The following is a 24,940-nucleotide window of genomic DNA, read 5'->3' as shown; positions in this document are numbered from 1 at the left end:
CGCAATTGTACGGGGAAGATCACGCTTAAGACGAGAAAGCGTCATATTTGGTATGGGCGGCGGCGCGCTTGTCGGGCAGGAACTCGCTCGGCCACAATCCGGGGGACGGGGAGTAGCCGCGCAGCACGCGCCGCGCGATGGAGGCCTGGTGCACCTCGGTCGGCCCGTCCATGATCCCCATGAGCGGCGCCGACTGCCACAGCCTGGCCAGCGGGGTGTCGGTGGAGACGCCGAGCGCCCCGTGCAGGTGCATCGCCCGGTAGACGACGTCGTGGAAGACCCGCGCCGCCGCCACCTTGCACGCGGCGATCTGGGTGCGCGCCTCCTTGGTCGAGGACTGGTCGATGAGCCACGCGGTGTGCAGCACGAGCAGCCTGAACTGCTGGATCTGCAGGTAGGAGTCGGCGATGGCGGCCTGCACGAGCTGCTTGTCGGCCAGCACTCCGTCCACGGTCTGCCTGGACAGCGCCCGCTCGCACATCATGTCGAAGGCCCGCTTGACCGCGGCGACCGTGCGCATCGCGTGGTGGACCCTTCCGCCGCCCAGCCTGGCCTGGGCCACGGCGAACGCTCCGCCCTCCTCGCCCAGCAGCGCGTCGGCCCCCACCCTGACCTGGTCGTAGCGGATGTGCGCGTGGTGACCCCCTCGCTCGCCCATCGTGCCGATGTTGCGCAAGATCTCCACCCCCTCGGTGCCGGAGGGGACCAGGAACATCGACATCCGCTTGTACGGGTGCGCGTCGGGATCGGTGACGGCCATGACGATGAGGAAGTCGGCGTTGGCCGCGTTGGAGGTGAAGTACTTCTCCCCGTCCAGGACCCAGCCGTCCTCGGAGCGGACGGCCCGCATCGTGAACAGCCGGGGGTCGGACCCGCCCTGCGGCTCGGTCATGGAGTAGGCGGAGAAGACCTCGCCGTCGAGCAGGGGACGCAGGTAGCGCTCCTTCTGCTCGGCCGTGCCGTACATCGCGATGATCTCGGCGTTGCCCGTGTCGGGCGCCTGGCAGCCGAAGATCACCGGAGCCCAGGTGGAGCGGCCGATGAGCTCGTTCATGAGAGCGAGCTTCAGCTGGCCGTAGCCCTGGCCGCCGAGGTCGGGCCCGAGGTGGCAGGCCCACAGACCGCGCTCGCGCACCTGCTCCTTCAGCGGATCGACGATCTTGCGCAGGCGCTCGTCCAGCTTCTGGTACGCCTGGCCGGGGAAGACCAGGTCGAGCGGTTCGACCTCCTCCGTGATGAAGGCATCCATCCAGTCCAGCTTGGCCTGGAACTCCGGTTCTACCGAGAAATCCATGTCTGCGCCCTCGCGAACAGGTCGAGTGTTGTCTGGTGAAGAAGGTCACCGATGTCCTTGGGCGCCTTGCCCGCGCACGCGCGCGCGTGGGTGCCCTCCAGCACGATGCCGAGCTTGAAACAGGCCATCACGACGTACCAGTCGACCGAGGACAGGTCGCGCTCGGACAGCTCGGCGTAGCAGTCGACGAGCTCCTCGGCGGCGGGCAGGCCGGGCACCTGCAGCTGCGACGACGGCCAGGTGGCCACCAGCCAGCCCAGGTCGAGCAGCGGGTCGCCGATCGTGCACATCTCCCAGTCGACGATCGCCGCCACCCACGGGCCCGCGTGGGAGAACATCAGGTTGGCCATGTGGTAGTCGCCGTGCATGATGCCGGGCGTGAACGTCCTCGGCCTGTTGCGCTCCAGCCACTCGGCCGTCTCGCGCAGCATGGGGATCTCGGGGCCCGGATAGCCTTCGAGCCTGCCGTACGACTCGAGCTCGCTCGTCCAGCGCGGCACCTGCCGCTCGAGGAAGCCCTCAGGCCTGCCGAAGCCGGGCAGCACGTCGGGCGAGACCCTGCCGAGCGCGGCCAGCGCGACGGCGGCCTCGAGGCCCATGCGCTGCCTCATGGCGGGGTCGGAGGCGTGCGGCTCAGGCAGCCCCGTCGTCGCGTTGAAGCCGTCGACCGGCTCCATCAGGTAGAAGACCGGCTCGTCGGCGGTCTGCGCGGCCACCAGCCTGGGCGCGGGCACGCCGGTGCCGCGCAGCGCCGCCAGCACGCGCGCCTCGCGGCGCAGCACCTCGTTGCTCTTCGCGCGCACGTGCAGGGGCGGCCTTCTCAGCACGTACGGCACGCCGCCCCGCTCGAAGGCGACCATCACGTTCTGCGTGCCGCCGAGGACCGGCCGCGCGTTCTCGAACGGCCCCTCGGGCAGGCCCTCGGCGTCCATCCAGGCGCCGAGCACGTCGAAGTCGATCACGCTGACGTCGATGTGCGCGGGGGTCGTGGTCACGACAGAACCGAACCATGTTCTGGTTGCCGGGTCAACCCATGGTCGTGATCACCGGGGCGCCCGCCCGGCCCGTCGTCGTCAGCCCAGCGCCTGCATGGTGGGGGCGAACAGCTTCGACTGGTCGCCGGGCAGCGCGGCGCCTCGCACCATGGCGCTGGTGGTGAAGAAGTGGGGCACCCCGCGCTCGACCGCCCAGTCCACGAGGTCGGGACGGCTGTCGTCGAGGTCGAGACGAACCGGCAGCGTGGAGCCCGCCGCCAGGTCGGCGATGAGATCGCGCGCGGTGGTCTGGTCGTCGGCGACGACCGGCCCGATCATCAGCGTGCCGTCGTTGCGCCACGCGCCGCCGAAGCCCGTCATCCGCCCGTCGCGCTCGGCCACCCGCACCTGCTCGTGGAAGCCTGGCATCCGGCGCAGCACGGCCGACCTGTCGGCGCCGAACCGCGCGGCGTCGAAGGCCACGACGGCCTCGATGTCGTCGGCCTTGTGGGTGCGGCCCGAGGCCTGGCCGGTGAACATGCCCTTGTGTGTCACGACGGTGGCGACGGCGCGGAAGCCCGTGCGCTCGTAGAGGGGGCGGCCGTGCGCGGTGGCGTGCAGCGACACCGTCCTTTCGCCGGCCCGTGCCAGCACGTGCTCCATGAGCGCGCGGCCCATGCCCTGCCTGCCGTACCTCTCGGCGGTCAGGACCATGCTGATCACCGCGTGGTCGTCGCCGTAGAGGGTGACGATGTTGGTGGCGGCCAGGCCGTCGCCGTCGGGCGCGTCGATGCCGTACGCCTCGCCGACCTCCAGCAGGAAACGCCACTTGCGACTCTCGGCGCCCCAGTCGCGGCTGAGGGCCAGGCGGCCGCAGGCGGGCAGGTCGTCTTCGGTGAGGCGGCGGATCTGCATGCGGGCCATCCTGTCCCACCCCCCTGACCAGCTTCAAACCGTTTCCTCCGGATCTCGTCTCTCCGGGCCTCGTCCTCTCCCGGTGCGTTTCCTTGCGGAGGCCCTGGGGTCCGTCCCCCTCCTGACGTCTCCCTGGCGGGCTCCAACACAGGGCTGGGAGGATGGGGGGATGGAGTGCGTTGTCGCGGTCGATGTCGGCGGGACCTTCATGAAGGGCGGGCTCGTCCGCGACGGCGCGATCCTCTACGCCGAACGCCGCCCCACCCCGCGAACCGAGGGCCCGGCCGCGGTGATCGCCGCGATCTCCGCCTTCGTCACCGAGCTCGCGGCACCGCGGGAGGGACTGCGGCCCACATCGGTGGGGCTGGCCGTCCCCGGCCTGGTCACCCCCACGCACGCGGTCTTCTCTGCCGCGTTCGGCTGGCGGGACGTGCCCGCGGCCGCCTTCACCGACGTTTCGCTGCCCGTCGTGCTCGGTCACGACGTGCGCTCGGCGGGCGCGGCCGAGCTCGCCTACGGCGCCGCCCGCGCCGAGCCGGACGTCCTGTATCTGCCCATCGGGACCGGCATCGCGGGCGCGCTGGCGCTCGACGGCGCCCTGTACGGCGGAGCCGCCGGATGGGCGGGCCAGATCGGCCACGTGCCGGTCCACCCTGACGGCCTGCCGTGCGCCTGCGGCCAGCGCGGCTGCCTGGCCGCCTACGCCTCGGCGTCGTCGATAGCGGCGCGTTGCGGGGAGAGCTCGGCCGAGGCGGTCCTCTCGCGGACCGACGAGGTGGCCCGCCGGGTGTGGGACGAGGCGGTGGAGGCGCTCGCCCTCGCCCTGGCCACCGCCACGCTGCTGCTGGACCCCGCGCTCGTGGTGATCGGCGGCGGGCTCGCGCAGGCGGGCGAGGCCCTGGTGGGCCCGCTGAGGACGCGCCTGGCCGCCCGCCTGGCGTTCCGCCGACCGCCCAGGGTGGAGGTGTCGGCGCTCGGTCCCCAGGCGGGCCTCCTCGGCGCCGCCCTGCTCGCCACCACTGCCTGAAGCCGGACGCCGCGCCTTTGAGCGGAAGGGCGTGCCGATCTCATCGCAGGAAGGTCTCAGGCACCTCCAGCAACCGGGCCCGAAGCTCCTCGCCCAGGGCTTTCGCCTGCGGGTCCAGCCGGGGGCTGGCCGCGACCCCCCTGCCGAGCAGCCCGTGGACGACGAAGTTCAGCGCGTTGAGGTTGGGCAGCTCAAACCGCTCCACCATCAGCCCCTCCAGGGAGGGCAGCAGCTTCACCAGCCGCTCGACAGTCAGCGTCCGCGCCAGCCAGCCGTACTCCTCGGGGGTCCGCACCCACACGCCCAGGTTCGCGTTCCCTCCCTTGTCGCCCGACCTGGCCCCGGCGACCCGCCCCAGCGGCGCGGGCACCGTCGGCGCGCCGGTTCCGTCCCATCGCGGCGCCACGGGATCGACGAGCACCTCCACCGCAGGGTCCGGCTGTTCGGAAGAGGGGAGCGCGACCTCCTCGCCCCCCACGAAGACCCGAGGGCGGACGTCGGCGGCGGGGATCAGCGTCGGCCAGTAGACCCCGTACGGCGAGGCGTCCCCCGGCGGCGTCAGACCGTAGAAGCCCGGATAGCTGGCCAGGCCCGTCTCCACCACCGCCGAGGAGAAGGCGCGTCCCGCCCTGCGGGCGTCGCGGTCCATGACGGTGATCCGCAGCAGCGGCGGGTCGAAGGAGACGTCCACCGACTCGAACGACTCGCGGGGCACGCGCGCCCAGATCGCCTCCTGCGCGATCCCGGCCTTCTCCTCCAGGTCGAGGCCGGCCAGCATGAGCGTCATGGTGTTGCGGTACCCGGCGAGGTAGTTGACGGCGACCTTCAGCGTGCCGGGCGGGGGTTCGCCCTTCACCCCCGAGATCCTCACCCTGTCGGGGCCCTCCTGCGACAACTCGATGGTGTCGAAGCGGGCCACCACGTCGGGCCCGAGATAGCGAGGGGAGCCGATCTCGTACAGCAGCTGCGCGGTGACCGTGCCGACCGAGACCAGGCCGCCGGTGCCGGGGTGCTTGGTGACCACCGACGAGCCGTCCTCGTGCAGCTCGACGAGGGGGAATCCGCAGTGCGCCAGGTCGGGCACCTCGCGGAAGAAGGAGTAGTTGCCCCCGGTGGCCTGGCAGCCGCACTCGATGACGTGCCCGGCGACGACCGAGCCCGCGAGCGCGTCGAGGTCGCCTGGGCCCCAGCCGTAGCGCCAGATGCCGGGGCCCGTGACGAGGGCGGCGTCGGTGACCCTGCCGGTGACCACGACGTCGGCGCCCGCGGCCAGGGCGGCGGCGATGGGACGGGCGCCGAGGTAGGCGTTGGCCGTCAGGACGGGCTCGGCGAGCCGCTCGCCTGTGTCGAGGTTGACCAGGTCGAGGTCGTGCCCTGTGACGTCGTCCCCGGTGACGTGGGCGACCGTGGCCGACAGGCCCAGCTTCTCGATCGCCGCCGCGCACCCCTCAGGGTCGAGCCCTCCGGCGTTCGAGACGATCTTGATGCCCCGCTCCAGGCAGGTGCCGAGAACCTCCTCCATCTGCCTGACGAAGGTGACGGCGTAGCCGGGACGGCCCTTCAGCCTGTGGCCCGCCAGGATCAGCATGGTCAGCTCGGCCAGCCAGTCGCCGGTCAGCACGTCGATCGGGCCGCCCTCGACCATCTCGCGCGCGGCCGAGAGCCTGTCGCCGTAGAAGCCGCTGCAGTTGGCGATCCTCAGCACCACTTCGGCGGCCTCTTCTCCATGAAGGCGGCGATGCCCTCCTGGCCCTCCTCGGAGGTGAAGCGCTGCGCCGACAGCGCGGCCATCTGCCTGAGACCCTCCTCGAAGGAGACCGACGGCAGGTCGCGGACCAGGCGCTTGGTGATGGCCAGCGCCTCGGGGCCGCCCTTGACCAGCATGTCGGCGTAGCGGGCGACCGTGGCGTCGAGCTCCTCCATCGGCACCGCCCTGTTGATCAGGCCGATCTCCTCGGCCCTGGCCGCGTCGAACACCTCGCCGGTCATGAGGTACTCCGAGGCGGCCCTGGCCTGCAGCCGCCGCAGGACCGGCACGGAGATCATCGCGGGCACCACGCCGAGCCGTACCTCGGAGAAGGCGAACGAGGCCGTCAGCGGCGCGACCGCGAAGTCGCAGGAGGCGACCAGACCGAGGCCGCCAGCGCGGGCGGTGCCGTTCATGCGGCAGATGACCGGCTTCGGGCTCTCCCAGATCAGCGTCATGATCTCGGGGAACGAGGCGGTCACAGGGGCGTCGCTGACCCCGCGGGCGGGCTCGATGCGCTGCTCCTTCAGGTCGGCGCCCGAGCAGAAGACCGTTCCCGTGGCGGTCAGCACGATCACCCGCACCTCGGGCTCGGCCAGCGCCCAGTTCAGCCGGTCCTCCAGGTCGCCCAGCAGCCGCACCGACAGCGCGTTGCGGTTGGGCGGCGAGTCGAGGGTGATGGTGGCGATGCCACCCTCCAGCTCCTTGTGGACCAGGCGCGTCATACTTCCCCTTCCTCGATGATCGCCAGCACGGCTCCCGCCTCGACCTGGTAGCCCTTCTCGACCATGACGGCCGAGACGACTCCCGCGGCGGGCGCGGCGATCTGATGCTCCATCTTCATCGCCTCGAGCACCAGGACCACCTGTCCCTTGCTGACGGCTGCTCCCTGCTCGACCTCGACGCGCAGCACGCTACCCGGCATCGGCGCCAGCAGGGAGCCAGGCGCGTGCTCCTCGGCGGGTTCGGGCAGGCGGCAGCGGGGTCAGCCGGGTGTCCCCGACGTAGACGCAGCCGTCGTAGTGCGCGATCTCGAAGGTCTGGCGCAGGCCGTCCGTCTCCATGACCACCTGGTACGGCCCGGCGCTCACCACCCCCCGCGGCGCAGGGTCGTAGACCGCCTCCGCCTCCTCGAACCTGGCGACCTGCGGTTGCGATCTCACGTTGCGCCAGCCGCTGGGCAGGCTCGCCTGCACGGTGGCCTCGCTCCTGTGGCGGGCGGCGATGGCGAGGGCCGCCGCCAGCGTCTGCGCCTCGGTGGGCGGCTCGTGCGCCGCGGGCCGGTGCTCGTCGAGGAATCCGGTGTGGGTGTCGCCTTCGCGAAAGGCCCGGCTTCGCAGGATGTTGCGCAGCAGGACGCGGTTGGTGGTCAGCCCGTGGACGCGGGCGCCGTCGAGGGCGGTGGTCAGCTTCCTGATGGCCTCGCCCCTGCTGCGGCCGAACGAGATGATCTTCGCCAGCATCGGGTCGTAGTGGGTGGAGACGGTCGAACCCGACTCCACTCCTGAGTCCACCCGCACCGGGCCCTTCACCTCGAACAGGTCGACCGTGCCGGACTGGGGCAGGTAGCCGCCGTCCTCGGCGTAGAGCCTGACCTCGATCGCGTGCCCCGAGGGTGAGGGCCGGGCGCCGGGCAGCGGCTCGCCGTCGGCGACGCGCAGCTGCAGCTCGACCAGGTCCACACCGTAGACCAGCTCGGTGACGGGGTGCTCGACCTGAAGGCGGGTGTTCATCTCGAGGAAGGCGACCGTGTCGTCCTTGACCAGGAACTCCACCGTGCCCGCGCCGACGTACCCGATCGCCTGCGCGGCCCTGACGGCCGCCGCCTCCAGCCTGTCGCGCAGCGCGGGGGTGACGGCGGGGGAGGGGCACTCCTCCACCACCTTCTGGTGGCGGCGCTGGATGGAGCACTCCCGCTCGCCCAGCGCCCACACCGTGCCGTGGGCGTCGGCGAGGATCTGTACCTCGATGTGGCGCGCCCGCTCGAGGAGCGGTTCGACGAACACGGTCCCGTCGCCGAAGGCCGACTCGGCCTCACGTCTCGCCGAGGCGAGCGCCCCGTCGAGGTCGGCCGGGCCGTCGACGACGCGCATGCCGCGCCCGCCGCCGCCCGCCGACGCCTTGACGAGCAGCGGATAGTTCCACCCGGCTCCGGGGGCGCCTTCCGTCTCCGGGCCCACCGGCGGCCCGTCTCCTGGATCCTCGCCTTCCTGGAGGAGGCCGTCACGGGTGACGCTCTCGCTCAGGCAGGCGGGGACGGCCAGCGAGGGCAGCACGGGGACGCCCGCCTCGGCCATCAGCCGCTTCGCCTCGATCTTGGAGCCCATCGCCGCGATGGCGCCGGGCGGCGGGCCCACCCAGGTCAGCCCCGCCTCGACCACCGCGACGGCGAAGGCCGCGTTCTCCGACAGGAAGCCGTAGCCGGGATGGACCGCGTCGGCGCCCGACCGCTCGGCCGCCCTGACGATCCCCTCGATGTCCAGGTACGCCATGGGCTCGCCCAGCCGTACGGCGAGGTCGGCCTCCGACACGTGCGGGGCGTCAGCGTCGGCGTCGGAGTAGACGGCGACCGTCTCGACGCCCAGCTCACGGCAGGTGCGGAAGATCCTGCGCGCGATCTCGCCCCGGTTGGCAACCAGCAGTCTCGTGATCATGGCCTGAACACCCCGTATCCGGCCGTCTCGGGGACGGGCGCGCTGTTGATCGCCGACAGGCAGAGCCCGAGCACCGTGCGGGTATCGCGCGGGTCGATCACCCCGTCGTCGTAGAGCCGTCCCGACAGGAAGAACGGCAGCGACTCCTGTTCGATCTGCGCCTCCACCATCGCCCGCATCGCCGCGTCGGCCTCCTCGTCGTAGACCTGGCCGCGCGCCTGGGCGGCCTGCCGTCCGACGATCGACAGCACCCCCGCCAGCTGCGCGGGGCCCATCACCGCCGACTTCGCGCTCGGCCAGGCGAACAGGAAGCGCGGGTCGTAGGCGCGCCCGCACATCCCGTAGTTGCCGGCGCCGTAGGAGGCGCCCATGACCACGGTCAGGTGCGGCACCGTCGAGTTCGACACCGCGTTGATCATCATCGCGCCGTGCTTGATGATGCCGCCCTGCTCGTACTCCCTGCCGACCATGTAGCCGGTCGTGTTCTGCAGGAACAGCAGCGGCGTGCGCGACCGGTCGGCCAGCTGGATGAACTGTGTGGCCTTCTGCGATTCCTGGCTGAACAGCACGCCGCGCGCGTTGGCCAGGATCCCGATCCGATAGCCGTGCAGGTGCGCCCACCCTGTCACCAGCGACGCGCCGTAGAGGGGCTTGAACTCCTGGAACTCGCTGCCGTCGACGATCCTGGCGATCACCTCGCGCGGATCGAAGGGGATCTTGAGATCCTCGGGGACGATCCCGAGCAGCTCCTCCTGCGGGTAGCGCGGCTCGACGACAGGGCCAGGCGTCACGCCGAGCTTCCGCCACCCCAGCGACTTCACGATGGCGCGGCCGATGCGGAGGGCGTCGTGCTCGTCGGCGGCCAGGTGGTCGGCCAGCCCGCTGGTACGCGCGTGCATCTCCGCCCCGCCGAGCGACTCGTCGTCGGACTCCTCGCCGGTGGCCATCTTGACCAGCGGAGGGCCGCCGAGGAACACCTTGGCGCGCTCCTTGACCATGACGACGTGGTCGCTCATGCCGGGCACGTACGCCCCGCCGGCCGTGGAGTTGCCGAAGACCAGCGCGATCGTCGGGATCCCCGCGGCCGACAGCCGCGTCAGGTCCCTGAAGATCCGGCCTCCGGGGATGAAGATCTCCTTCTGCGTCGGCAGGTCCGCGCCACCCGACTCCACCAGGTTGATGTACGGCAGGCGGTTGCGCAGCGCGATGTCGGCCGAGCGCAGCGTCTTCCTGAGCGTCCACGGGTTGGACGCGCCACCGCGCACGGTCGGATCGCTGGCGGTGATCACGCATTCGACGCCCTCGACCACCCCGATGCCGGTCACGACGCTCGCCCCGACGGGGAAGTCGCTGCCCCATGCGGCCAGCGGCGAGAGTTCGAGGAAGGCGGAGCCCGGGTCGACGAGCAGCTCGACGCGCTCCCTTGCCAGGAGCTTGCCGCGCTCGCGGTGGCGCCGCACGTACTTCTCCCCACCGCCGGCGACCGCCTTGGCGTGCTCGGCGTCGAGGTCGGCCAGCTTGGCGAGCATGGCGTCCCTGCGGTCACGGTGGTCGGCGCTCGCCGGATCGAGTCGGCTGCTGATCACGCCTCACCCCTTTCCTCTCGGTTCTGCCCGCCGGGGCGCGCAGTTGACGCATGCGTCAGGCCGATGGCGCGGGCCCACAGGCGCGTGAGATGGTCGACGGCGGTGGCCTCGTCGGCCCGCTCGCCGAGATCCAGCCAGACATGGGCGAAGTGCTCCACCATGCCGCCGAGCATGATCGCGGTCAGCCGCGGGTCGAGGTCCCTGTCGGCCAGGCCCTGCTCCTGCAGCCTGCGCAGCCCCTCGGCGCCCCTCCTGACGAACACCTCGCGCAGTTCGAGCAGCAGCCGTCCGAAGCGGTCGTCGGTGGTCGCCGCGTGCTCCAGCATCCGCACCAGCCTGGAGTTCGCCGCCCATGCGCGCAGGTAGAGCCGGTTGGCGGCCTCGACCCGGGCGTAGGGGTCGTCGGGGACGGTGGGGCCCACCATGCTGGCGGCGAACATCTCGCCCACCACGGACCCCGCCACCTCGCCGAAGAGCGACTCCTTCGAGTCGAAGTAGGTGTAGAAGGTGCCGTGCGAGACCCCTGCCCTGGCGCAGACGTCGTCGACGCGCACGGCGTCGTACCCCTGCTCCTCGAAGGCCTCCCGCCCCGCCTCGAGCAGCGCGGCCCTGGTGCGCCGGCCTCTCGCGGTCAGCGTCTCAGACTTGACGATCACGTCAACAACGTAGGCGGGTCAGCACGTCTTCGCAAGACCCGCCGCCGACGCGATGACCTGCTGGACTCCGGCGACGGCATCTGGACTGGGCGGCCGCCACCGCTGGAGCGCTTGAGGAGCGGCTGGAGGGCCGGTGGCGAGAGGAGTACGACGCGGTCGCCGACGATCTTCGCGCAGCTCCCCTCGACGCCCGCCCGGTGGCGACGCCGTATCACGAGGATGACCGGCGCCGGCCATACGGGGTGGGCATGACATGCCGACGGCCCGCGTCTCAGGACGCGGGCCGTCGGGAGTCACAGCAGGGGGTGAGGACGGAGGGTCAGCCGCAGTGGCTCCAGCCGCTCTTCCACGTGAGCGTGCCCCAGCTGCCACCCCAGATGACGCACTTCTTGACCGCCGCCAGCCTGACAGGCCCCGAGTAGGTGGAGAACTTGCCGGGGTTGGAGCCGCTGGCGCCGCCCTTCACCTGGAGGATGGCGTTCATCGAGATCTTGGCCGGCACCACGTACTTCGACATGGTGATCACGCAGTTCTTCCCCGCGGCGGTGTTGTACAGCAGGTAGATCGTGGCCTTGGCGCCGAGCGCGTGGGAGTTGATCACCTTGTACCCCGAGCCGCAGACCGTCGTCGCCTGGTACGGGTTCGGCTTGGGCGGGGGGATGGGCTTGGGTGTCGGCTTCGGCGCGACCGTGGGCTTCACGGTCGGCTTCGGGCTCGGCTTGGACGAGTGGCCGTAGTAGTCGCCCGTCGTCGGCTCGGTCAGCCCGGTGGGCTCGGGCTCCGGGTCCACCATGTCGGTGTTCTTGGTCGGCTTGACCTTGGGCGTGGACGGCTTGGCCGTCGGCCGCACCTCGGGGGGAGCGATCGTGGTGTGCGGCACGGAGACCGCGGGCTCGTCCTCGGTCTTCTTGGACCTGCTCGCCTTGGGCGTCGGCGACTCGTCGATGAGCTCGGGCGTCAGCTCGAGGTCGCTCGGCGGGTCGACGGGCGCCTCGGTGGAGCCGGCGGCCGGATCAGTGGCCGGATCGGCCGCCGCCGAGGTGGCAGGGCCGTTGGCCGCGACCAGCGAGGCAGTGGCGCTCTTGCCCGCCTGGGCCCAGACCACGGTGCCCGCCAGCACGAGCGCGCCCGCCGCCGCGGCCGAGACCGCGATGGTCAGCGTACGGCGGCGCGTGGCCGAGCCTGGCGCCGTACCACCCGAGGGGGGACGCTGGCCGGGGACCTGAGCCCCGGGAAAGCCGTGCGGTCCCGGCACGGGCCCGCCGGGCTGGCCGGGCTGGCCGGGAACGTGCGGCCCAGGACCCCCGGGACCTCCGGGAGCACCGGGAACGGGACCGCCCTGCGGCCCGGGACCACCGGGAACGCCGGGAGCGCCCTGCGGACCGGACGCCGCACCGGGGTGCGGGAACGGCGGAGGGAGCTGGCTGCCCGTCTGGTGGACGGCGACAGGGCTCTCCCCGGTCTGCTGGCCCGTCAGGCGGGCGATGAGCTGCTCGGCGGTCGGGCGGTGCGCGGGATCCTTGGACAAGCAGGCCTCGACCAGCCCGCCCAGCACCCCTTCGAGCCCGCCGATCTCCGGCTCCTCGTGGAGGATCCTGTTCATCACCACAGGGATGGAGTCGGAGCCGAACGCGGGCTTGCCCGTGGCGGCGAACACCATCGTGACGCCCCAGGCGAACACGTCGGCCGCCTCCGAGACGGGGGCGCCGCTCAGCTGCTCGGGAGCGAGGTAGGCAGGCGTCCCCATCGCCATGCCGGTGGCCGTCGCGCCCGGCGAGTCGAGCGCCCGCGCGATGCCGAAGTCGATCACGACGGGGCCCTCGGGCCCCATCAGCACGTTCGCCGGCTTGAAGTCGCGGTGCAGGATGCCCGCGCGGTGGATGGCCGCCAGCGCGGTGGCCGTGCTGATCGCCAGGCGTTCGAGGGCCGCTCCCCTGCGCGGACCTTCCCTGTCGACCAGCTGCCGGAGCGAGGGCCCCGGCACGTAGTCCGTGACGATGTACGGCCGGCTGCCCTCGAGATCGGCGTGCAACACGGGCGCGGTGCAGAACCTGGCCACGCGTTGCGCCACCGCCACCTCGCGCAGGAACCGGGTTCTGGCGTCGGCGTCGGCCACCAGCGCGTTGTGCAGGAGCTTGACAGCCACCTGCTCGCCCGACTGCCCCTTGGCCAGGTAGACCACGCCCTGCCCGCCCTCGCCGAGCCTGGCGACGATCTCGAACGCACCCAGCCGTCGCGGGTCGTCCGCCGCCAACGGCTGGAACTGATTCACGTAGAACCCCCGGAATTCCTCATAGGTGGGGCAAAACGTTATCAGTGTGGTTCGTGTGTCGTCTCACCGGTTTGACGATTCATCCACTTTGCTATCAACTGCGCGCAGTCATCCGCCGACATGAACGACGTGTCTACCTCCATGTCGTAGACGACTCCCTCGTGCACCATGGTGGCCTGGGACCGCGCCATGCCGATCGGCCGGTCGCCGCGCTCGCCCTCCCTGCGCGCGGCCACCTCAGGGTCGCAGCGCACGCCCACCCAGAGCACGTCGAGCCCGGTGAGCGGGACGCGCCAGCGCTCCTGCGAGGCCGGGCCGCTGAGGAAGACGTCGTCGATGATCACCCGCGCGCCCGACCTGACCATCGTGGCGACGCCCGCCATCCAGGCCTCCTCCAGCTCCCCGAAGCGGGGACCGAGGTGGACCTCGCCGTCGGGGGTGAAGGCGATGCACGAGGACGGCATCGCGTCGACGAGCGTGTCCACGCTGAAGGCCAGCCACGGATCGGGCAGCAGCTCCTGGAGCGAGCGGGCCAGCGAGGACTTGCCCGAGCTGGACCCGCCGTTCAGCACGACGACTGCCGGATCGCCTCTCATATCGCCTTTCCCGGGTTGAGAATGCCGAGCGGGTCGAAGACCCTCTTGATGCCCTGCTGCACCTCGGTCGCGACCGGTCCTGACTCCAGCGCGAGCCAGCGCCGCTTGAGCAGCCCCACCCCGTGCTCGCCGGTCAGCGTGCCGCCCATCTCGAGCGCGGCCTTGAACACCTCGTCCGCCGCCGCCCACACGTTGGCGGGCGGCTCCACGGTGCCGTGGTCGAAGATGAACACCGGGTGCAGGTTGCCGTCGCCCGCGTGGGCGACCGTGCAGATCATCACGTCGTGCCTGGTGGCCGCCGCCTCGATCGCGGAGATCATGTCGGGCAGCGCGGAGCGCGGCACGCACACGTCCTCGACCAGGCAGGCGCCCAGCCGCTCCTTGGCCTGGTAGGCCATCCGCCTGATGCCGATGAGGTCCTCGGTCTCCTCGGGCGTCGATGACAGCGCCACGAAGGAGGCGCCGTTGGCCTCGCACAGCTCCTGCATCATGGCCGCCATAGCCTGGCCGTCCGAGGCGTCGGACTGGCCGATCAGCATGGCCTGGGTGGAGTCCTCCAGGCCGATGTTGCGCCAGTCGTCGATCGCCTTCAGCGTCGCCCTGTCCAGCAGCTCCATGAGGGACGGCTGGCAGCCCGCCGCGATGATCGCCGAGACGGCCGCGGCGGCGTCGCGCAGCGAGCCGAACTCCGCGGCGATCGTCGCAGGGGGCGCCAGCGGCGCGCGGCGCAGCCGTACCGTGGCCGAGGTGATGACGCCGAGCGTGCCCTCCGAGCCTACGAACAGGCCGGTCAGGTCGTAGCCCGTCACGCCCTTGACGGTGCGGCGGCCGGTGTTGAGGATCCGTCCGTCGGCCAGCACCACCTCGAGGCCGAGCGCGGAGTCGCGGGTCACGCCGTACTTCACGCAGCGCAGCCCGCCGGCGTTGGTGGCGAGGTTGCCGCCGATGGTGGAGATCTCGTAGGAGGACGGGTCGGGCGCGTACATCAGCCCGTGCTCCCTTGCCGCCCTGTCGAGGTCGGCGGTGATCACCCCGGGCTCGACCACCGCGATCTCGTCGGCGGGGTTCAGCTCGCGGATCGCGGTCATCTTCGCCAGCGACAGAACGATCGACCCCTCGCTGGCGGTCGCCGCGCCCGCGAGGCCGGTGCCCGCGCCGCGCGGCACGACCGGCACCCTGTGCTCGGTGGCCCAGCGCAGCGTCGTCACCACCTCGTCGCGGGTGGTGGCCAGGACCACGCCCAGAGCCTTGCCCGGCTCGAGGAACGTGCGGTCGCGCGCGTAGGAGTCGACCACGTCGGGATCGGTCAGCACCCTTCCCTCGGGAAGAGCCTTCACAAGTGCCTCAATCACGCTGTGGACTCTACGACCCGATTTGCGGGATCCGCACGCCAGGGCCAGACTGCCCGGATGGATCTGTCCTGTCCGGAGTGCGGCCTTGCTGACAGGGTGGCGTCGGTGCCGGGGGTCGTGGCCGACGGAACGAGCTTCCGCCTCGGGCGAGCGAGCATGCCGAAGGAGCGTGCCATCGTCGACCTGCCCGCGGCCTCGCTGGTCGGCACCAGGAAGCACGCGATGACCAGAACCCAGCTCGCGGTGTGGCTCTCCTTCCCCGCCAGGCACGAGGTGCCGCGCGCGCGACACCAGGGCTACGTCATGCTCGGCTTCGCCGCGCTCGCGCACGTCGTGCTGGCGCTGACCCTGGCGATGAGTGAGCACACCAACCTGCTGGTGGACCTGCTGGGGCCGTTCTGCGTGACGGGGGCCTTCTGGTGGTTCGGGCTGCTGTTCGTCATGGGCGCGCAGGGCGCCCGCCGCCGCGACCAGGCCGAGGCGTCCGCCAGGGAGCAGGCGCTGCTGGTGTGGCAGGAGCTCTACTACTGCCCGCGCGACAACGTCGCCTTCGAGCCGGGGGTGGGCCTCGCCTTCCATCCCAGCGAGACTCGGGAGTACATCTTCGGCTTCAGGTACGGCAGACGCCGCCCCCATTAGGACGTGGATTCCTGCCGCACGGGCTTCGGACGGGTTACTGCTTCTTCTCGCGGTCGACCCGGCCACCGCCGCCCGCCCCACTGTGGCGGGGGCGGCGGCGGTGGGGTGCTCAGGCCTGCGAGAGCAGCTTCTCCGTCGCCACGAGGCGCACGCAGACGGTCAGGCCCGTGATCGCCTCCTCCAGCTCCTCCAGGTCGGGGTAGGTGGGGGCGATGCGGATCGTGCGGTCGGCGGGGTCGTCGCCGTAGGGGTGGGTCGCGCCGGCGGGCGTGAGGGCGATGCCCGCGGCCTTCGCCTTGGCCACGACCTCCTTGGCGCAGCCCTCGGGCACGTCGAGGCTGACGAAGTAGCCGCCCGCGGGGGCCGTCCAGGAGGCCAGGCCGGTGCCGCCGAGCTCCTTGGTGAGGATCCTGTCGACGGCCTCGAACTTCGGCCAGATCAGCTCGGCGTGCCTGCGCATGTGCGCGGCCACGCCCTCGGCGTCGCGCAGGAACTCCACGTGACGCAGCTGGTTGATCTTGTCGGGGCCGATGCTCTGCTTGGACAGGTTGGCCAGGTACCAGGCGACGTTGGCGGGGGAGGAGCCGAAGAAGGCCACGCCGCTTCCCGCGAGGGTCACCTTGGAGGTGGAGCCGAAGACGAAGGCGCGGTCGGCGTTGCCGTGCTCCTCGCACAGGGCGAGCAGGTCGGCCAGCTCGGCGTGCTCGTCGGTGAGGTGGTGGATGGCGTAGGCGTTGTCCCAGAAGATCCGGAAGTCGGGCGCGGCGGTGGTCATGGCGGCCAGGCGGCGCACGGTCTCGTCGCCGTAGCTGACGCCCGAGGGGTTGCTGTACTTCGGCACGCACCAGATGCCCTTGACCCGCGGGTCCTCGGCGACCAGCCGCTCGACGACGTCCATGTCGGGGCCCTCGGCGGTCATCGGCACCTGCACCATCGTGATGCCGAACCGCTCGCACAGCGCGAAGTGCCTGTCGTAGCCGGGGACGGGGCACAGGAAGACGATCTCCTCCTCGTCCGCCCAGCGGCGCGCCGCCCCGGGCACCACGCTGAGCAGCGAGAAGACGATCGTGTCGTGCATCATCGCGAGGCTGGAGTTGCCTCCGGCCAGCAGCTGCGCCGCGGGGACCTGCAGCAGGCCCGCGAACAGCTCGCGGATCTCGGTCAGACCCTGCAGATTGCCGTAGTTGCGGCAGTCGGTGCCGTCGGCGGCCAGGTGCGTGGAGGGCAGGGAGTTCATCCCGTCGGACAGGTCGAGCTGGCGCGGGGACGGCTTGCCTCGCGTCAGATCGAGCTTCAGGCCTCGCCTGACGAGAGCGTCGTAGTCGCGGGCGGCCTGTTCGCGCTGGGCTGTCAGCTCGGTCACGGGGATGTTCCTTCCTGAGACTGGGACATGTCGAGGATAGTGGCCCCGGCAGGGGAAACCGTCGGCGGACAGAGCTTTCGGCGTTGGCGAGTCAGCACGTCAGCCTCCACAGGCTGGTCACCTCGGCGGCTCGCGCCCTGTGCAGGGGGTCGGCGCCGTCGCGGGCGCGCGGGTGCCTGGGCGCGACGTCCAGGCGGCCCGCGACCCGCAGCCCCGAGTCGGCGAACGAGGCGAGCAGCTCCTGCCTGCTGCGCAGGCCGAGGTGCTCGGCGAGGTCCGACAGGATGAGCCAGCCCTCCCCGCCCGGTTCGAGGTGGCGGGGCAGCTCGCCGAGGAAGCCGCGGAGCATCCGGCCCCCGGCATCGTGGACGGCGTGGTCGCGCCTGGTGCCCGGCCGAACGGGCAGCCACGGCGGGTTGCACACCACCAGAGGGGCGCGGCCGTCGGGGAACAGGTCACGCCGCGCCACCTCGACGCGGCCCGACAGCCCGAGCCGCGAGAGGTTGTCGCGGGCGCAGGCGACGGCGCGCTCGTCGAGGTCGGTGGCCACGACCTGCTCGACGCCCCTCCTGGCCAGCAGGGCGGCCAGCACGCCCGTGCCCGTGCCGATGTCGAAGGCGGCCGTGCGGGAGGGCAGCGGCGCGCGGGCGACCAGGTCGACGTACTCGCCGCGGACGGGAGAGAACACGCCGTAGTGCGGGTGGATGCGCTCGCCGAGCGCGGGCACCTCCACGCCCTTCCTGCGCCACTCGTGCGCGCCGATCACCCCGAGCAGCTCGGTGAGAGGGACGAGCGTGGGGCCTTCCGCGGGGCCGTAGGCCTCCATGCACGCCTGCCGTACGTCGGGGGCCCTGCGCAGCGGCACGGTGAGCTCCTGCGACAGCGGCACCAGCAGCCTGCCCAGCAGGACGGCCCTCGTGGCGCGCGCCTGCCGGTAGGCGTGGAAGTCTGCGGGAGGCGGCTGCCTGTCGGCGCGGCGAGCCAGCGCGCGCAGGAGCTGCCTGGCGTTGTGGAAGTCGCCCCGCCACACCAGTCCCGCGCCCTCACGGGCCAGGCGGTGCGCGGTGTCGGCTCTCGTCGTGTCGTCGGTGCGCACCAGCCTGGCCGGCGGCGGCTCGGCCGAGCGCCACCCCGCCGACAGGGCGCGACCTTCTTCGTTCCAATGGACGTCGGGCACCGCGTGCTCCTCTTGATCGAACGGGACTGTCGATGAAGAGCACTTCGACGTGGAGGGGTGGGCTAGCGGATCTCGGACCTCCACGAGGAAGCGCGAGCCGCGGCGTCGCCGAGAACGCTGCCCAGAACGGCGAACGACATGATCAACCTCCTTGGAGTCACCCCATGCTAGCCCCCGATACAATCGCCTCCTTTCCTTCGTGCTCGGCAAAGGGGTCAGGTGCCTGTCGCGAACTGGCAGCTCTACGAAGCGGCGGTGGTCCGCCTTGCGGTCGACGGCGCGTGGCTCCAGGTCGCTCCCGCCGAGCCCGGTGTCCACGCCGGCGGCTTCCCCGACCCCGAGGGCCGGACCATCCACGTGATCACCGCCCACAACCCCCGAGGCCGTACGGTTCCCGCCGCCGACAACGCGCGCGCCCACCGCCGCCTGACCGCCGAGCTCGACGCCCTCGCGCTGACCTGGTGGCCGGCGGCGGGCGGCGACGTCACCTGGACCCACGTCGAGGAGTCCGTGGCCGTCGTCGGCCTCGACGACGACACCGCCCGCCGCATCGGCGCCCGCTACGAGCAGGACGCCGTCTTCGCGTGGGACCCGAGGCGGTGGCGCCTGCTGGAGTGCGAGGGCGACCACCAGGCGACGTCCGGCTGGTCAGTGACCGTGCCCATGCCCGTGCCCATGACCGTGCCCGACGAGCGCGGCGGGCCTGCCTGACGGCACCAGTCCGAGCGCGATCACCCCCGCCACCGCCGCCGCCCCCGCGCACCAGGCCAGCGTCGTGGTGAAACCGCCGACCGCCAGGCTGGAGACCAGCGCCACCCCGATCGAGCCGCCCAGCTCGTGGAAGATGTTGACGACCCCCGAGGCCACCCCCGCCTCGCCCTGCGGCACGTTGGCCATCGTCGTCGCCGTCGCGGCGACGAAGGCGGGCCCGATGCCGAAGGCGGCCAGCACGAAGCCGGGCAGCAGGGTGGTGTGGACGCCCGCCTCGGGCGAGACCCGCGTCATGAGCAGGGCGCCCGCCGCGGTCAGCAGGAAGGCGGCGACCGCCACGGGTCGCCCGCCCACCCTGCCGATCAGGCGTCCGCCGAGGTGCGCGCCGAGTGTGATGGAGATCGCGACGGGCAGGAACAGCAGCCCCGTCTCCAGGGCGCTGAAGCGCAGCACCTGCTGCAGGTAGAGCGAGCTGACGAAGAACAGCCCGAGCATGAGCCCCGTCGCCATGAGCATGACGAACATGCCGGACAGCACGGGCCGCCTGGCCATCGTCTCGGCGCGCATGAGCGGCGCCTTCGCCACCCGCTCGGCCCACACGAAGGCCGCGTACAGCACCGCGGAGCCGGCCAGCCAGGCGCTCGCGGAGCCCCAGCCCGCCTCGCCCGCGGAGACCAGGCCGTAGATGAGCAGCCCGGTCGCCGCCGTGACCAGCAGCGCGCCCGGCACGTCGAGCGGCCGCCGTCCCGTGGTCACGGAGGCGGGCACGAGCGAGGGCAGCGCCACCATGACGACCAGCCCGACGGGCACGTTGACGAAGAACGCCCACTCCCAGCCGGGACCCGCGGTGAGCAGGCCGCCGACCAGCACGCCGACGGCCGCCCCGGTCCCGCCGATCGCCGCCCAGACCGCCAGCGCCCTGGTACGGCGCTCGCCGTGGAAGGCCGTGGTGATGGTGGCGAGCGCGGCGGGAGACAGCAGCGCCGCGCCGACGCCCTGCAGCGCGCGCCCCGCGATGAGCGTCGCGCCGTCGGGAGCGAGGCCGCACAGCAGCGAGGCCAGCGTGAACAGGGCGAGCCCGCCGAGCAGCACGCGGCGGGCGCCGAAGGCGTCGGTGAGCCGCCCTCCGAGCACCATCAACCCGCCGAAGCACAGCGTGTAGGCGGTGACGACCCAGGTCAGCGCCTCGCGATCGAGGCCGAGGCCTGCGCCGATGGACGGCAGCGCCACCTGCACGACGGTGATGTCGATGATCAGCATGAACTGGGCCAGGCAGAGCAGGACCAGCACCATGTTTCCCTCCCATTAACTCGTACAGTAGTGTTCGAGTTATGAGGCAAGCATACGCAGGCGGGGTATGTCTACGGTTATCCGGAAACGAGCACCGAGCGCAGGGTCCTGGTCAGCACCTCGGCCGCCTCCTCACGCGGCAGGCGGCCCGCCTCGATCTCGCCCGCCGCGTTGTGCAGCACCACGAGGAACGTGCTGACCAGCCACGACAGCGGCAGATCGGTCCTGAGGGAGCCCTCGTCGCGGCCTCGCACGATGAGCCGTTCGACCCTGGCGAGCGGTCCGCTGTGCCGTTCGCGGATGCGCTCGGCGGGCAGCGCCATGTCGGCGGCCACGAACAGGCGGCTGTGCCTGTCGAGGATCTCCCACGAGGAGGCGACCAGCCGCTCCAGCGCCTCCGGCGCGGGCAGTCCTTCGAGGTCGAGGCCCGACAGCGCGAGCTCGGCGTGGTCGACCGCGCGCTCGAGCACGGCGTCGACCAGCGACTCCCTGGAGGGGAAGTGGCCGTAGAGGGTGACCCTGCCGAGGCCCGCCGCCTTGGCGATCTCCGCGACGCTGGCGCCTGGGTCGGCGCACAGCAGGCGCGTGGCCGTGGCCAGGATCGTGGCGATGTTGCGCTCGGCGTCCGCCCTGCGCGGCTGCGTGGTCTTCCCCATGGCCGCACTCTAGGTCCCGCGCGTCCCTCTCCTCGACCGAGCGGGCGGTCGGCGTGGACATCGCCGCCGGGCAGCTCGAACGCCCGGACGCGTCGGCGGTGCCGCTGACGCGCCATCACGCCACCGTCACGTCACCGTCGCAGCCAGGTGACAGCCCTCACCTCACGCTGGAGTGAGTGAGGTCACGGTAGACGCCCGTGGGGGGACGACAGGCCGAGGTCGGTCGACGTCGCAGGGCGCCCGGGCCGGCGGACCGACGTTTCGTCCGCCCTGGACGCCAGGCCGCTTGCGGGACAGAACAAGGGGGGTTGCACTCATGGCGACCAAGAGCAGGCAGGAGAGCAGAGCCGCCGGCCCTGCGAGGACGAAGCGAGCGGCAGGGGCGCCGTGGGGGACGCGAGCGTTCGGGGCGCTTCTGCTGGCGCTGCCGGTGCTGGTTGCCGACCCCGCCGCCGCCCAGGACTTCGAAGCACCGAACGTCGTCCCCAGCGTCCCGGAAACGGGCAGTCTGCCAGGAAGCATCTTCGTCCGATGGGAACATGGCGTCCCTCCCTGTCCCGGGATCGGCTGCGTCTGGGACTACAGCGTCGAGCGGGAGAATCCGGAAAGGCCGGGAACCCCGGAGAAGCGCGTGGACAACGTGAAAGGGGACCAGCGGCTCTTCTTCGACAGCGGCCTCAAGCCCGACACCGAGCACCGCTACCGAGTCTGTGCCTTCTTCATCACCGAGGACGGCGATGTGGAGTGCTCGGAGTGGAAGGCCGGCAGGACCAGCCCGCCCGAGCAGCCCAGGCAGCCGAATCGGCCGCCCCAGCCCCGGATCGTCGAACACCACGCAGGCCAGACCTGGATCGGGATCAAGTGGGAGGCCGGTCACGACTACGATTCGTACTTCGTCAACGTCAGAGGCCCCTTCGGTACGGCCAGGGGACCGCACGGGCTGCGGACCATCAAGCACGACGACGACGGGACCTGGGGCTACCAGCGGGTGGACGGCCTGCTTCCCGGCCGCGTCTACGACTTCACGGTGCAGGGATGCAGACCGACCTATCTGGGTCTCGGCGAGGACCAGTGCTTCGACTGGAGCGCGAAGCTCAGTCTCCCCACCCAGGCATATCCGCTGCACTCCGGGCCGCACACCTGTGCGCCACCGTTCGTCTGGCGGGAGGCGTTCGACGGAGACACCGTCTGTGTCGAGGTGTCCCGACGTAAGCAGGTCGCCGCCGACAACGCCCAGGCCCAGGCGCGGCGCGCGTACACCTGCACCCCTCCCAACTGCACCTTCACCGGGCCCGACACCTGCAAGGTCCCCTACGTCTGGCGGGAGGCGCGCCCCAGTGACCACGTGTGCGTCCCTGTGAAGGAACGCTCGCAGGTGGCCTCGGAGAACAACCTGGCCAGGGAGCGCCGTGCGGCCCCGCCCTGATGCCAGAAGGTGACGCTCGCCGCGAGCGGGCCCCTCATGGCGCGGCGACGACCCGTTGCCGCTGGCCGCCGAGGCGCTCGATGCCCAGCTCCATCACGTCGCCAGGACGCAGGTAGAGCGGCGGGTTGTGGCCCATGCCGACGCCGGGAGGGGTGCCGGTGTTGATGAGGTCGCCGGGCTCCAGGACCATGAACTGGCTCAGGTAGTGCACCAGGAAGGCGGGGCCGAACAGCATCGTCGCCGTCGAGCCCTTCTGCCTGCGGGTGCCGTTCACGTCGAGCCACATGTCCAGCGCGGCCACGTCGGGGATCTCGTCGGGAGTGACCAGGTAGGGCCCGCACGGGTTGAACGTCTCGGCCGACTTGCCCTTCACCCACTGGCCGCCGCGCTCGATCTGGAACTCGCGCTCGCTGACGTCGTTGACGACCACGTACCCGGCGATGGCGTCCTGGGCGGCCCGCTCGTCCTCCAGGTACCTGCACCTGCGGCCGACGACGACGCCGAGCTCGACCTCCCAGTCGGTCTTGGCCGAGCGGCGCGGGATGTGGACGTCGTCGTACGGGCCGACCAGCGTGTTCGGCGCCTTGTTGAAGACGATCGGCTCCGAGGGGATGGCCTGCCCCGTCTCGGCGGCGTGGTCGCTGTAGTTGAGGCCGATGCAGATGATCTGGTGGGGGCGGGCGATCGGCGCCCCCACGCGCTGGTCGGCGAGCGGGATGACGGTCCCGGTGGCCGCCGCCTCGCGCAGGGCCTCGAGGCCGCCCCTCTCGAAGAAGGCGGCGTCGAAGTCGGGGGTCAGGTCCGACACGTCGACGTAGCCGTCGCCCGATCGGACGGCGGGCTTCTCGGCTCCTGCGGGGCCGACGCGCATGAGGTACATCGCTGAACTCCAGTGCTCGGATCCGGGACGGATCACGTTGTCTCGGGTAGTGCGGTTCGTGGACGGGAAATCTCGAGGCGCCGACGCTAGGACAGTGAACTCTCCCGGGGTGGGGAGAGAGGGACGGGGCCCCGCCAGGGGCTGGGGGGCAGGCCGGTGACGTCGGTCTCGGTGGCGAACAGGCCGCCGCCCGCCGTGGTGATGACCAGGGTGGAGCCGGCGAACGTGACGCTGGAGGCCTTCGGGGCGGGCACCTTCACCGTGGACAGCAGCCGCCCGCCGGGTGAGTGGCGGCGCACCTCGCCCCGGCCCCAGATCGCGATCCAGAGGTTGCCCTCCACGTCCACCGCCATCCCGTCGGGCAGCCCGTCGTCCACCCGCAGGATCTCGCTGGGCGCGCCGGTCTCGCCGCTCTCCACGTCGTAGGGGCGCGCCCACACCACCCCAGGGACGCTGTCGACGTTGTAGAACGTCCGTCCGTCGGGGGACCAGCCCAGGCCGTTGGAGATCGTCAGCCCCTCGGCGACCACGCTCACCGACCCGTCGAGCTCCAGCCGGTAGAGCCGCTCCTGCCCCCTGCGGTCGTCGCGCGCCATGCCGCCCGCCAGGAAGCGCCCCGCGGGATCGCACGCGCCGTCGTTCAACCGGCTCGGCGCCCCCTCGGCCAGCACCCGCGGGCCCATCGCGAGGTCGGGGCCGAGCGTCGCGAAGCCGTACTCCGCGGCCGTCAGGAGAGAGCCGTCGGCGGCGGGCACGACCGCGCCGACCATGCAGGGCAGCGTGTGGGTCGCGGTGACGGTGAGGTCCCCGTCGAAGGCGCCCTCCATGACGCGCCCCGTGGGGATGTCCACCCAGAGCAATCGCTCTGCCACCGGATCCCAGACGGGCCCCTCCGCCAGCGCGTAGGTCTCGGTCGACAGCGGGTGGACGGTCATCATGGCTCCCTGAGGATGGCGTGGATCTCGGGCACCGCCTCGACCAGCGAGGGCAGCGGTGTCCTGTAGGCGAGGGCGCTCACACTGACCGCTCCGCTCGGCCTGGTCGAGGAGGTCAGGAAGGCGGGCACGGCCAGGCAGGTGACGCCCTCCTCGTTCTCCTGGTCGTCGACCGCGTAGCCGCGCTCGCGCACGGCGGCCAGCTCCTCGGCCAGTTCCCCCGCGCTCACCTTGGTGCGCGGGGTGCGCCGCTCCAGCGGGGCCTGGTCCACCCACGCGGTCACCGCGGCGTCGTCGGGCAGCGCCCAGGCCAGCAGCAGCTTGCCGACGCCGGTGTTGTGGGCGGGGTTGCGCCCGCCGACCGTCGAGGTCAGCCGCACCGCGCCCGAGGGCGGGTCGACCTTCGCCCGGTAGACGACCTCGCGGCCGTCGAGCACGGCGTAGTGGGCGGTCTCGCCGAACCTGGCGGCCAGCCGCTCCAGCGCGGGCCTGATCCTGACGTGGTCGGGGCGCGCCTCGTGATGGGCGAAGGCGAGCCTGAGGAAGTCGTCGCCCAGCACGTAGCGGCCTCTGCCGTCCTGGCTGGCGAACCCGGCGCGGCGCAGCGCGGCCAGCGCCCTGTGCGCGGTGGGCTTGGGGCTGCCGACCGCCTTCGCCATCTCCTCCAAACCGATGCCCTCGGGGTGCTCGGCCAGCACCCGCAGCACCACGAGCACCCGGTCGGAGCCGACGAGCCGGTCTTCTCCTCGGGCCGTTTCGGGGCTAGAGTCGATCACGTTCCGAATGGTAG

General features: G+C 71.8%; 24 protein-coding genes. 5 read left to right on the top strand and 19 right to left on the bottom strand.

From position 1 onward, the window contains the following. Positions 1-25: 25 nt before the first annotated feature. From ABFX55_RS06180 to ABFX55_RS06170, 3 genes are all read right to left on the bottom strand, one after another. Complete coding sequence (locus ABFX55_RS06180) at positions 26-1,294, bottom strand: acyl-CoA dehydrogenase family protein (protein ID WP_346118475.1); 1,269 nt, start codon at positions 1,292-1,294, stop codon at positions 26-28. After that, on the bottom strand, positions 1,279-2,289 hold the full coding sequence (locus ABFX55_RS06175) for a phosphotransferase family protein (RefSeq protein WP_346118473.1): 1,011 nt from the start codon (positions 2,287-2,289) through the stop codon (positions 1,279-1,281). The genes ABFX55_RS06180 and ABFX55_RS06175 overlap by 16 nt, the downstream gene beginning before the upstream one ends. A 78-nt stretch (positions 2,290-2,367) precedes the next feature. Further along, positions 2,368-3,183, bottom strand: coding sequence for a GNAT family N-acetyltransferase (locus tag ABFX55_RS06170; protein ID WP_346118471.1), 816 nt, complete (start codon positions 3,181-3,183; stop codon positions 2,368-2,370). A 169-nt stretch (positions 3,184-3,352) separates the two neighbouring features. Between ABFX55_RS06170 and ABFX55_RS06165 the strand changes: the two genes are divergently transcribed. Next, complete coding sequence (locus ABFX55_RS06165) at positions 3,353-4,210, top strand: ROK family protein (protein WP_346118469.1); 858 nt, start codon at positions 3,353-3,355, stop codon at positions 4,208-4,210. Positions 4,211-4,250: 40 nt separating this feature from the next. Here ABFX55_RS06165 and ABFX55_RS06160 read toward each other — a convergent pair whose 3' ends face one another. From ABFX55_RS06160 to ABFX55_RS06120, 9 genes are all read right to left on the bottom strand, one after another. Next, complete coding sequence (locus ABFX55_RS06160; RefSeq protein WP_346118468.1) at positions 4,251-5,918, bottom strand: acyclic terpene utilization AtuA family protein; 1,668 nt, start codon at positions 5,916-5,918, stop codon at positions 4,251-4,253. Continuing rightward, positions 5,909-6,682, bottom strand: coding sequence for an enoyl-CoA hydratase-related protein (locus ABFX55_RS06155; RefSeq protein ID WP_346118466.1), 774 nt, complete (start codon positions 6,680-6,682; stop codon positions 5,909-5,911). The genes ABFX55_RS06160 and ABFX55_RS06155 overlap by 10 nt, the downstream gene beginning before the upstream one ends. Then, positions 6,679-6,882, bottom strand: a complete 204-nt coding sequence (locus ABFX55_RS06150) for a biotin/lipoyl-containing protein (protein WP_346118464.1) — start codon at positions 6,880-6,882, stop codon at positions 6,679-6,681. The genes ABFX55_RS06155 and ABFX55_RS06150 overlap by 4 nt, the downstream gene beginning before the upstream one ends. Continuing rightward, entirely contained in the window at positions 6,872-8,611 is a 1,740-nt protein-coding gene (locus ABFX55_RS06145) for an acetyl-CoA carboxylase biotin carboxylase subunit (protein WP_346118462.1), read from the bottom strand. Before ABFX55_RS06145 ends, ABFX55_RS06150 begins: the two co-directional genes overlap by 11 nt. Next, positions 8,608-10,140 carry an acyl-CoA carboxylase subunit beta gene (locus ABFX55_RS06140; protein ID WP_346119210.1) on the bottom strand — a complete coding sequence of 511 codons (1,533 nt, stop codon included), beginning with the start codon at positions 10,138-10,140 and terminating at the stop codon, positions 8,608-8,610. The genes ABFX55_RS06145 and ABFX55_RS06140 overlap by 4 nt, the downstream gene beginning before the upstream one ends. Positions 10,141-10,193: 53 nt before the next feature. After that, positions 10,194-10,853: a TetR family transcriptional regulator gene (locus ABFX55_RS06135; protein WP_346118461.1), complete on the bottom strand. Its 660-nt coding sequence runs from the start codon at positions 10,851-10,853 to the stop codon at positions 10,194-10,196. Positions 10,854-11,172: 319 nt separating this feature from the next. Then, positions 11,173-13,125, bottom strand: coding sequence for a serine/threonine protein kinase (locus tag ABFX55_RS06130; protein WP_346118459.1), 1,953 nt, complete (start codon positions 13,123-13,125; stop codon positions 11,173-11,175). Positions 13,126-13,166: 41 nt separating this feature from the next. Next, on the bottom strand, positions 13,167-13,721 hold the full coding sequence (locus tag ABFX55_RS06125; RefSeq protein WP_346118457.1) for a chloramphenicol phosphotransferase CPT family protein: 555 nt from the start codon (positions 13,719-13,721) through the stop codon (positions 13,167-13,169). Further along, positions 13,718-15,073, bottom strand: coding sequence for an FAD-binding oxidoreductase (locus ABFX55_RS06120; RefSeq protein WP_346118455.1), 1,356 nt, complete (start codon positions 15,071-15,073; stop codon positions 13,718-13,720). The genes ABFX55_RS06125 and ABFX55_RS06120 overlap by 4 nt, the downstream gene beginning before the upstream one ends. Positions 15,074-15,130: 57 nt before the next feature. Here ABFX55_RS06120 and ABFX55_RS06115 point away from each other — a divergent pair, with 57 nt between their 5' ends. Further along, on the top strand, positions 15,131-15,712 hold the full coding sequence (locus tag ABFX55_RS06115) for a hypothetical protein (protein ID WP_346118453.1): 582 nt from the start codon (positions 15,131-15,133) through the stop codon (positions 15,710-15,712). A gap of 109 nt (positions 15,713-15,821) precedes the next feature. Here the strand turns inward: ABFX55_RS06115 and ABFX55_RS06110 are convergent, their stop codons facing one another. Both ABFX55_RS06110 and ABFX55_RS06105 read right to left on the bottom strand, forming a co-directional pair. Further along, positions 15,822-17,075: an aspartate aminotransferase type Ic gene (locus ABFX55_RS06110; protein WP_346118451.1), complete on the bottom strand. Its 1,254-nt coding sequence runs from the start codon at positions 17,073-17,075 to the stop codon at positions 15,822-15,824. A 91-nt stretch (positions 17,076-17,166) separates the two neighbouring features. Further along, positions 17,167-18,252, bottom strand: a complete 1,086-nt coding sequence (locus ABFX55_RS06105; RefSeq protein WP_346118449.1) for a methyltransferase — start codon at positions 18,250-18,252, stop codon at positions 17,167-17,169. A gap of 219 nt (positions 18,253-18,471) precedes the next feature. On the opposite strand from ABFX55_RS06105, the gene ABFX55_RS06100 reads away from it, so the two are divergent. Then, complete coding sequence (locus ABFX55_RS06100) at positions 18,472-18,963, top strand: DUF3293 domain-containing protein (protein ID WP_346118447.1); 492 nt, start codon at positions 18,472-18,474, stop codon at positions 18,961-18,963. On the opposite strand, the gene ABFX55_RS06095 is transcribed toward ABFX55_RS06100, so the two are convergent. Continuing rightward, a complete protein-coding gene (locus tag ABFX55_RS06095) occupies positions 18,901-20,256 on the bottom strand; it encodes an MFS transporter (RefSeq protein WP_346118445.1) in 1,356 nt (451 codons plus the stop codon). The two genes, ABFX55_RS06100 and ABFX55_RS06095, sit on opposite strands and share 63 nt — an antisense overlap. Before the next feature lie 74 nt (positions 20,257-20,330). Beyond that, complete coding sequence (locus ABFX55_RS06090) at positions 20,331-20,909, bottom strand: TetR/AcrR family transcriptional regulator (RefSeq protein WP_346118444.1); 579 nt, start codon at positions 20,907-20,909, stop codon at positions 20,331-20,333. 53 nt (positions 20,910-20,962) lie between these two features. Here ABFX55_RS06090 and ABFX55_RS06085 point away from each other — a divergent pair, with 53 nt between their 5' ends. Together ABFX55_RS06085 and ABFX55_RS06080 are read left to right on the top strand one after the other, a co-directional pair. Then, positions 20,963-21,085 carry a hypothetical protein gene (locus tag ABFX55_RS06085; protein ID WP_346118442.1) on the top strand — a complete coding sequence of 41 codons (123 nt, stop codon included), beginning with the start codon at positions 20,963-20,965 and terminating at the stop codon, positions 21,083-21,085. A 140-nt stretch (positions 21,086-21,225) separates the two neighbouring features. Continuing rightward, entirely contained in the window at positions 21,226-22,335 is a 1,110-nt protein-coding gene (locus ABFX55_RS06080; RefSeq protein ID WP_346118440.1) for a fibronectin type III domain-containing protein, read from the top strand. Between the two features lie 34 nt (positions 22,336-22,369). Here ABFX55_RS06080 and ABFX55_RS06075 read toward each other — a convergent pair whose 3' ends face one another. The 3 genes from ABFX55_RS06075 to ABFX55_RS06065 form a co-directional block, all read right to left on the bottom strand. Next, positions 22,370-23,215, bottom strand: a complete 846-nt coding sequence (locus ABFX55_RS06075; protein ID WP_346118438.1) for a fumarylacetoacetate hydrolase family protein — start codon at positions 23,213-23,215, stop codon at positions 22,370-22,372. Between the two features lie 86 nt (positions 23,216-23,301). Continuing rightward, positions 23,302-24,153, bottom strand: a complete 852-nt coding sequence (locus tag ABFX55_RS06070; RefSeq protein ID WP_346118436.1) for an SMP-30/gluconolactonase/LRE family protein — start codon at positions 24,151-24,153, stop codon at positions 23,302-23,304. Beyond that, positions 24,150-24,926: an IclR family transcriptional regulator gene (locus ABFX55_RS06065; RefSeq protein WP_346118434.1), complete on the bottom strand. Its 777-nt coding sequence runs from the start codon at positions 24,924-24,926 to the stop codon at positions 24,150-24,152. The genes ABFX55_RS06070 and ABFX55_RS06065 overlap by 4 nt, the downstream gene beginning before the upstream one ends. Positions 24,927-24,940: the final 14 nt, after the last annotated feature.

This window comes from Nonomuraea roseola (assembly GCF_039535395.1).
In the GTDB taxonomy this organism is placed as follows: domain Bacteria; phylum Actinomycetota; class Actinomycetes; order Streptosporangiales; family Streptosporangiaceae; genus Nonomuraea; species Nonomuraea roseola.
Note: the sequence above shows the minus strand (reverse complement) of the source record. Positions and strands in the feature narration are given on the sequence as shown.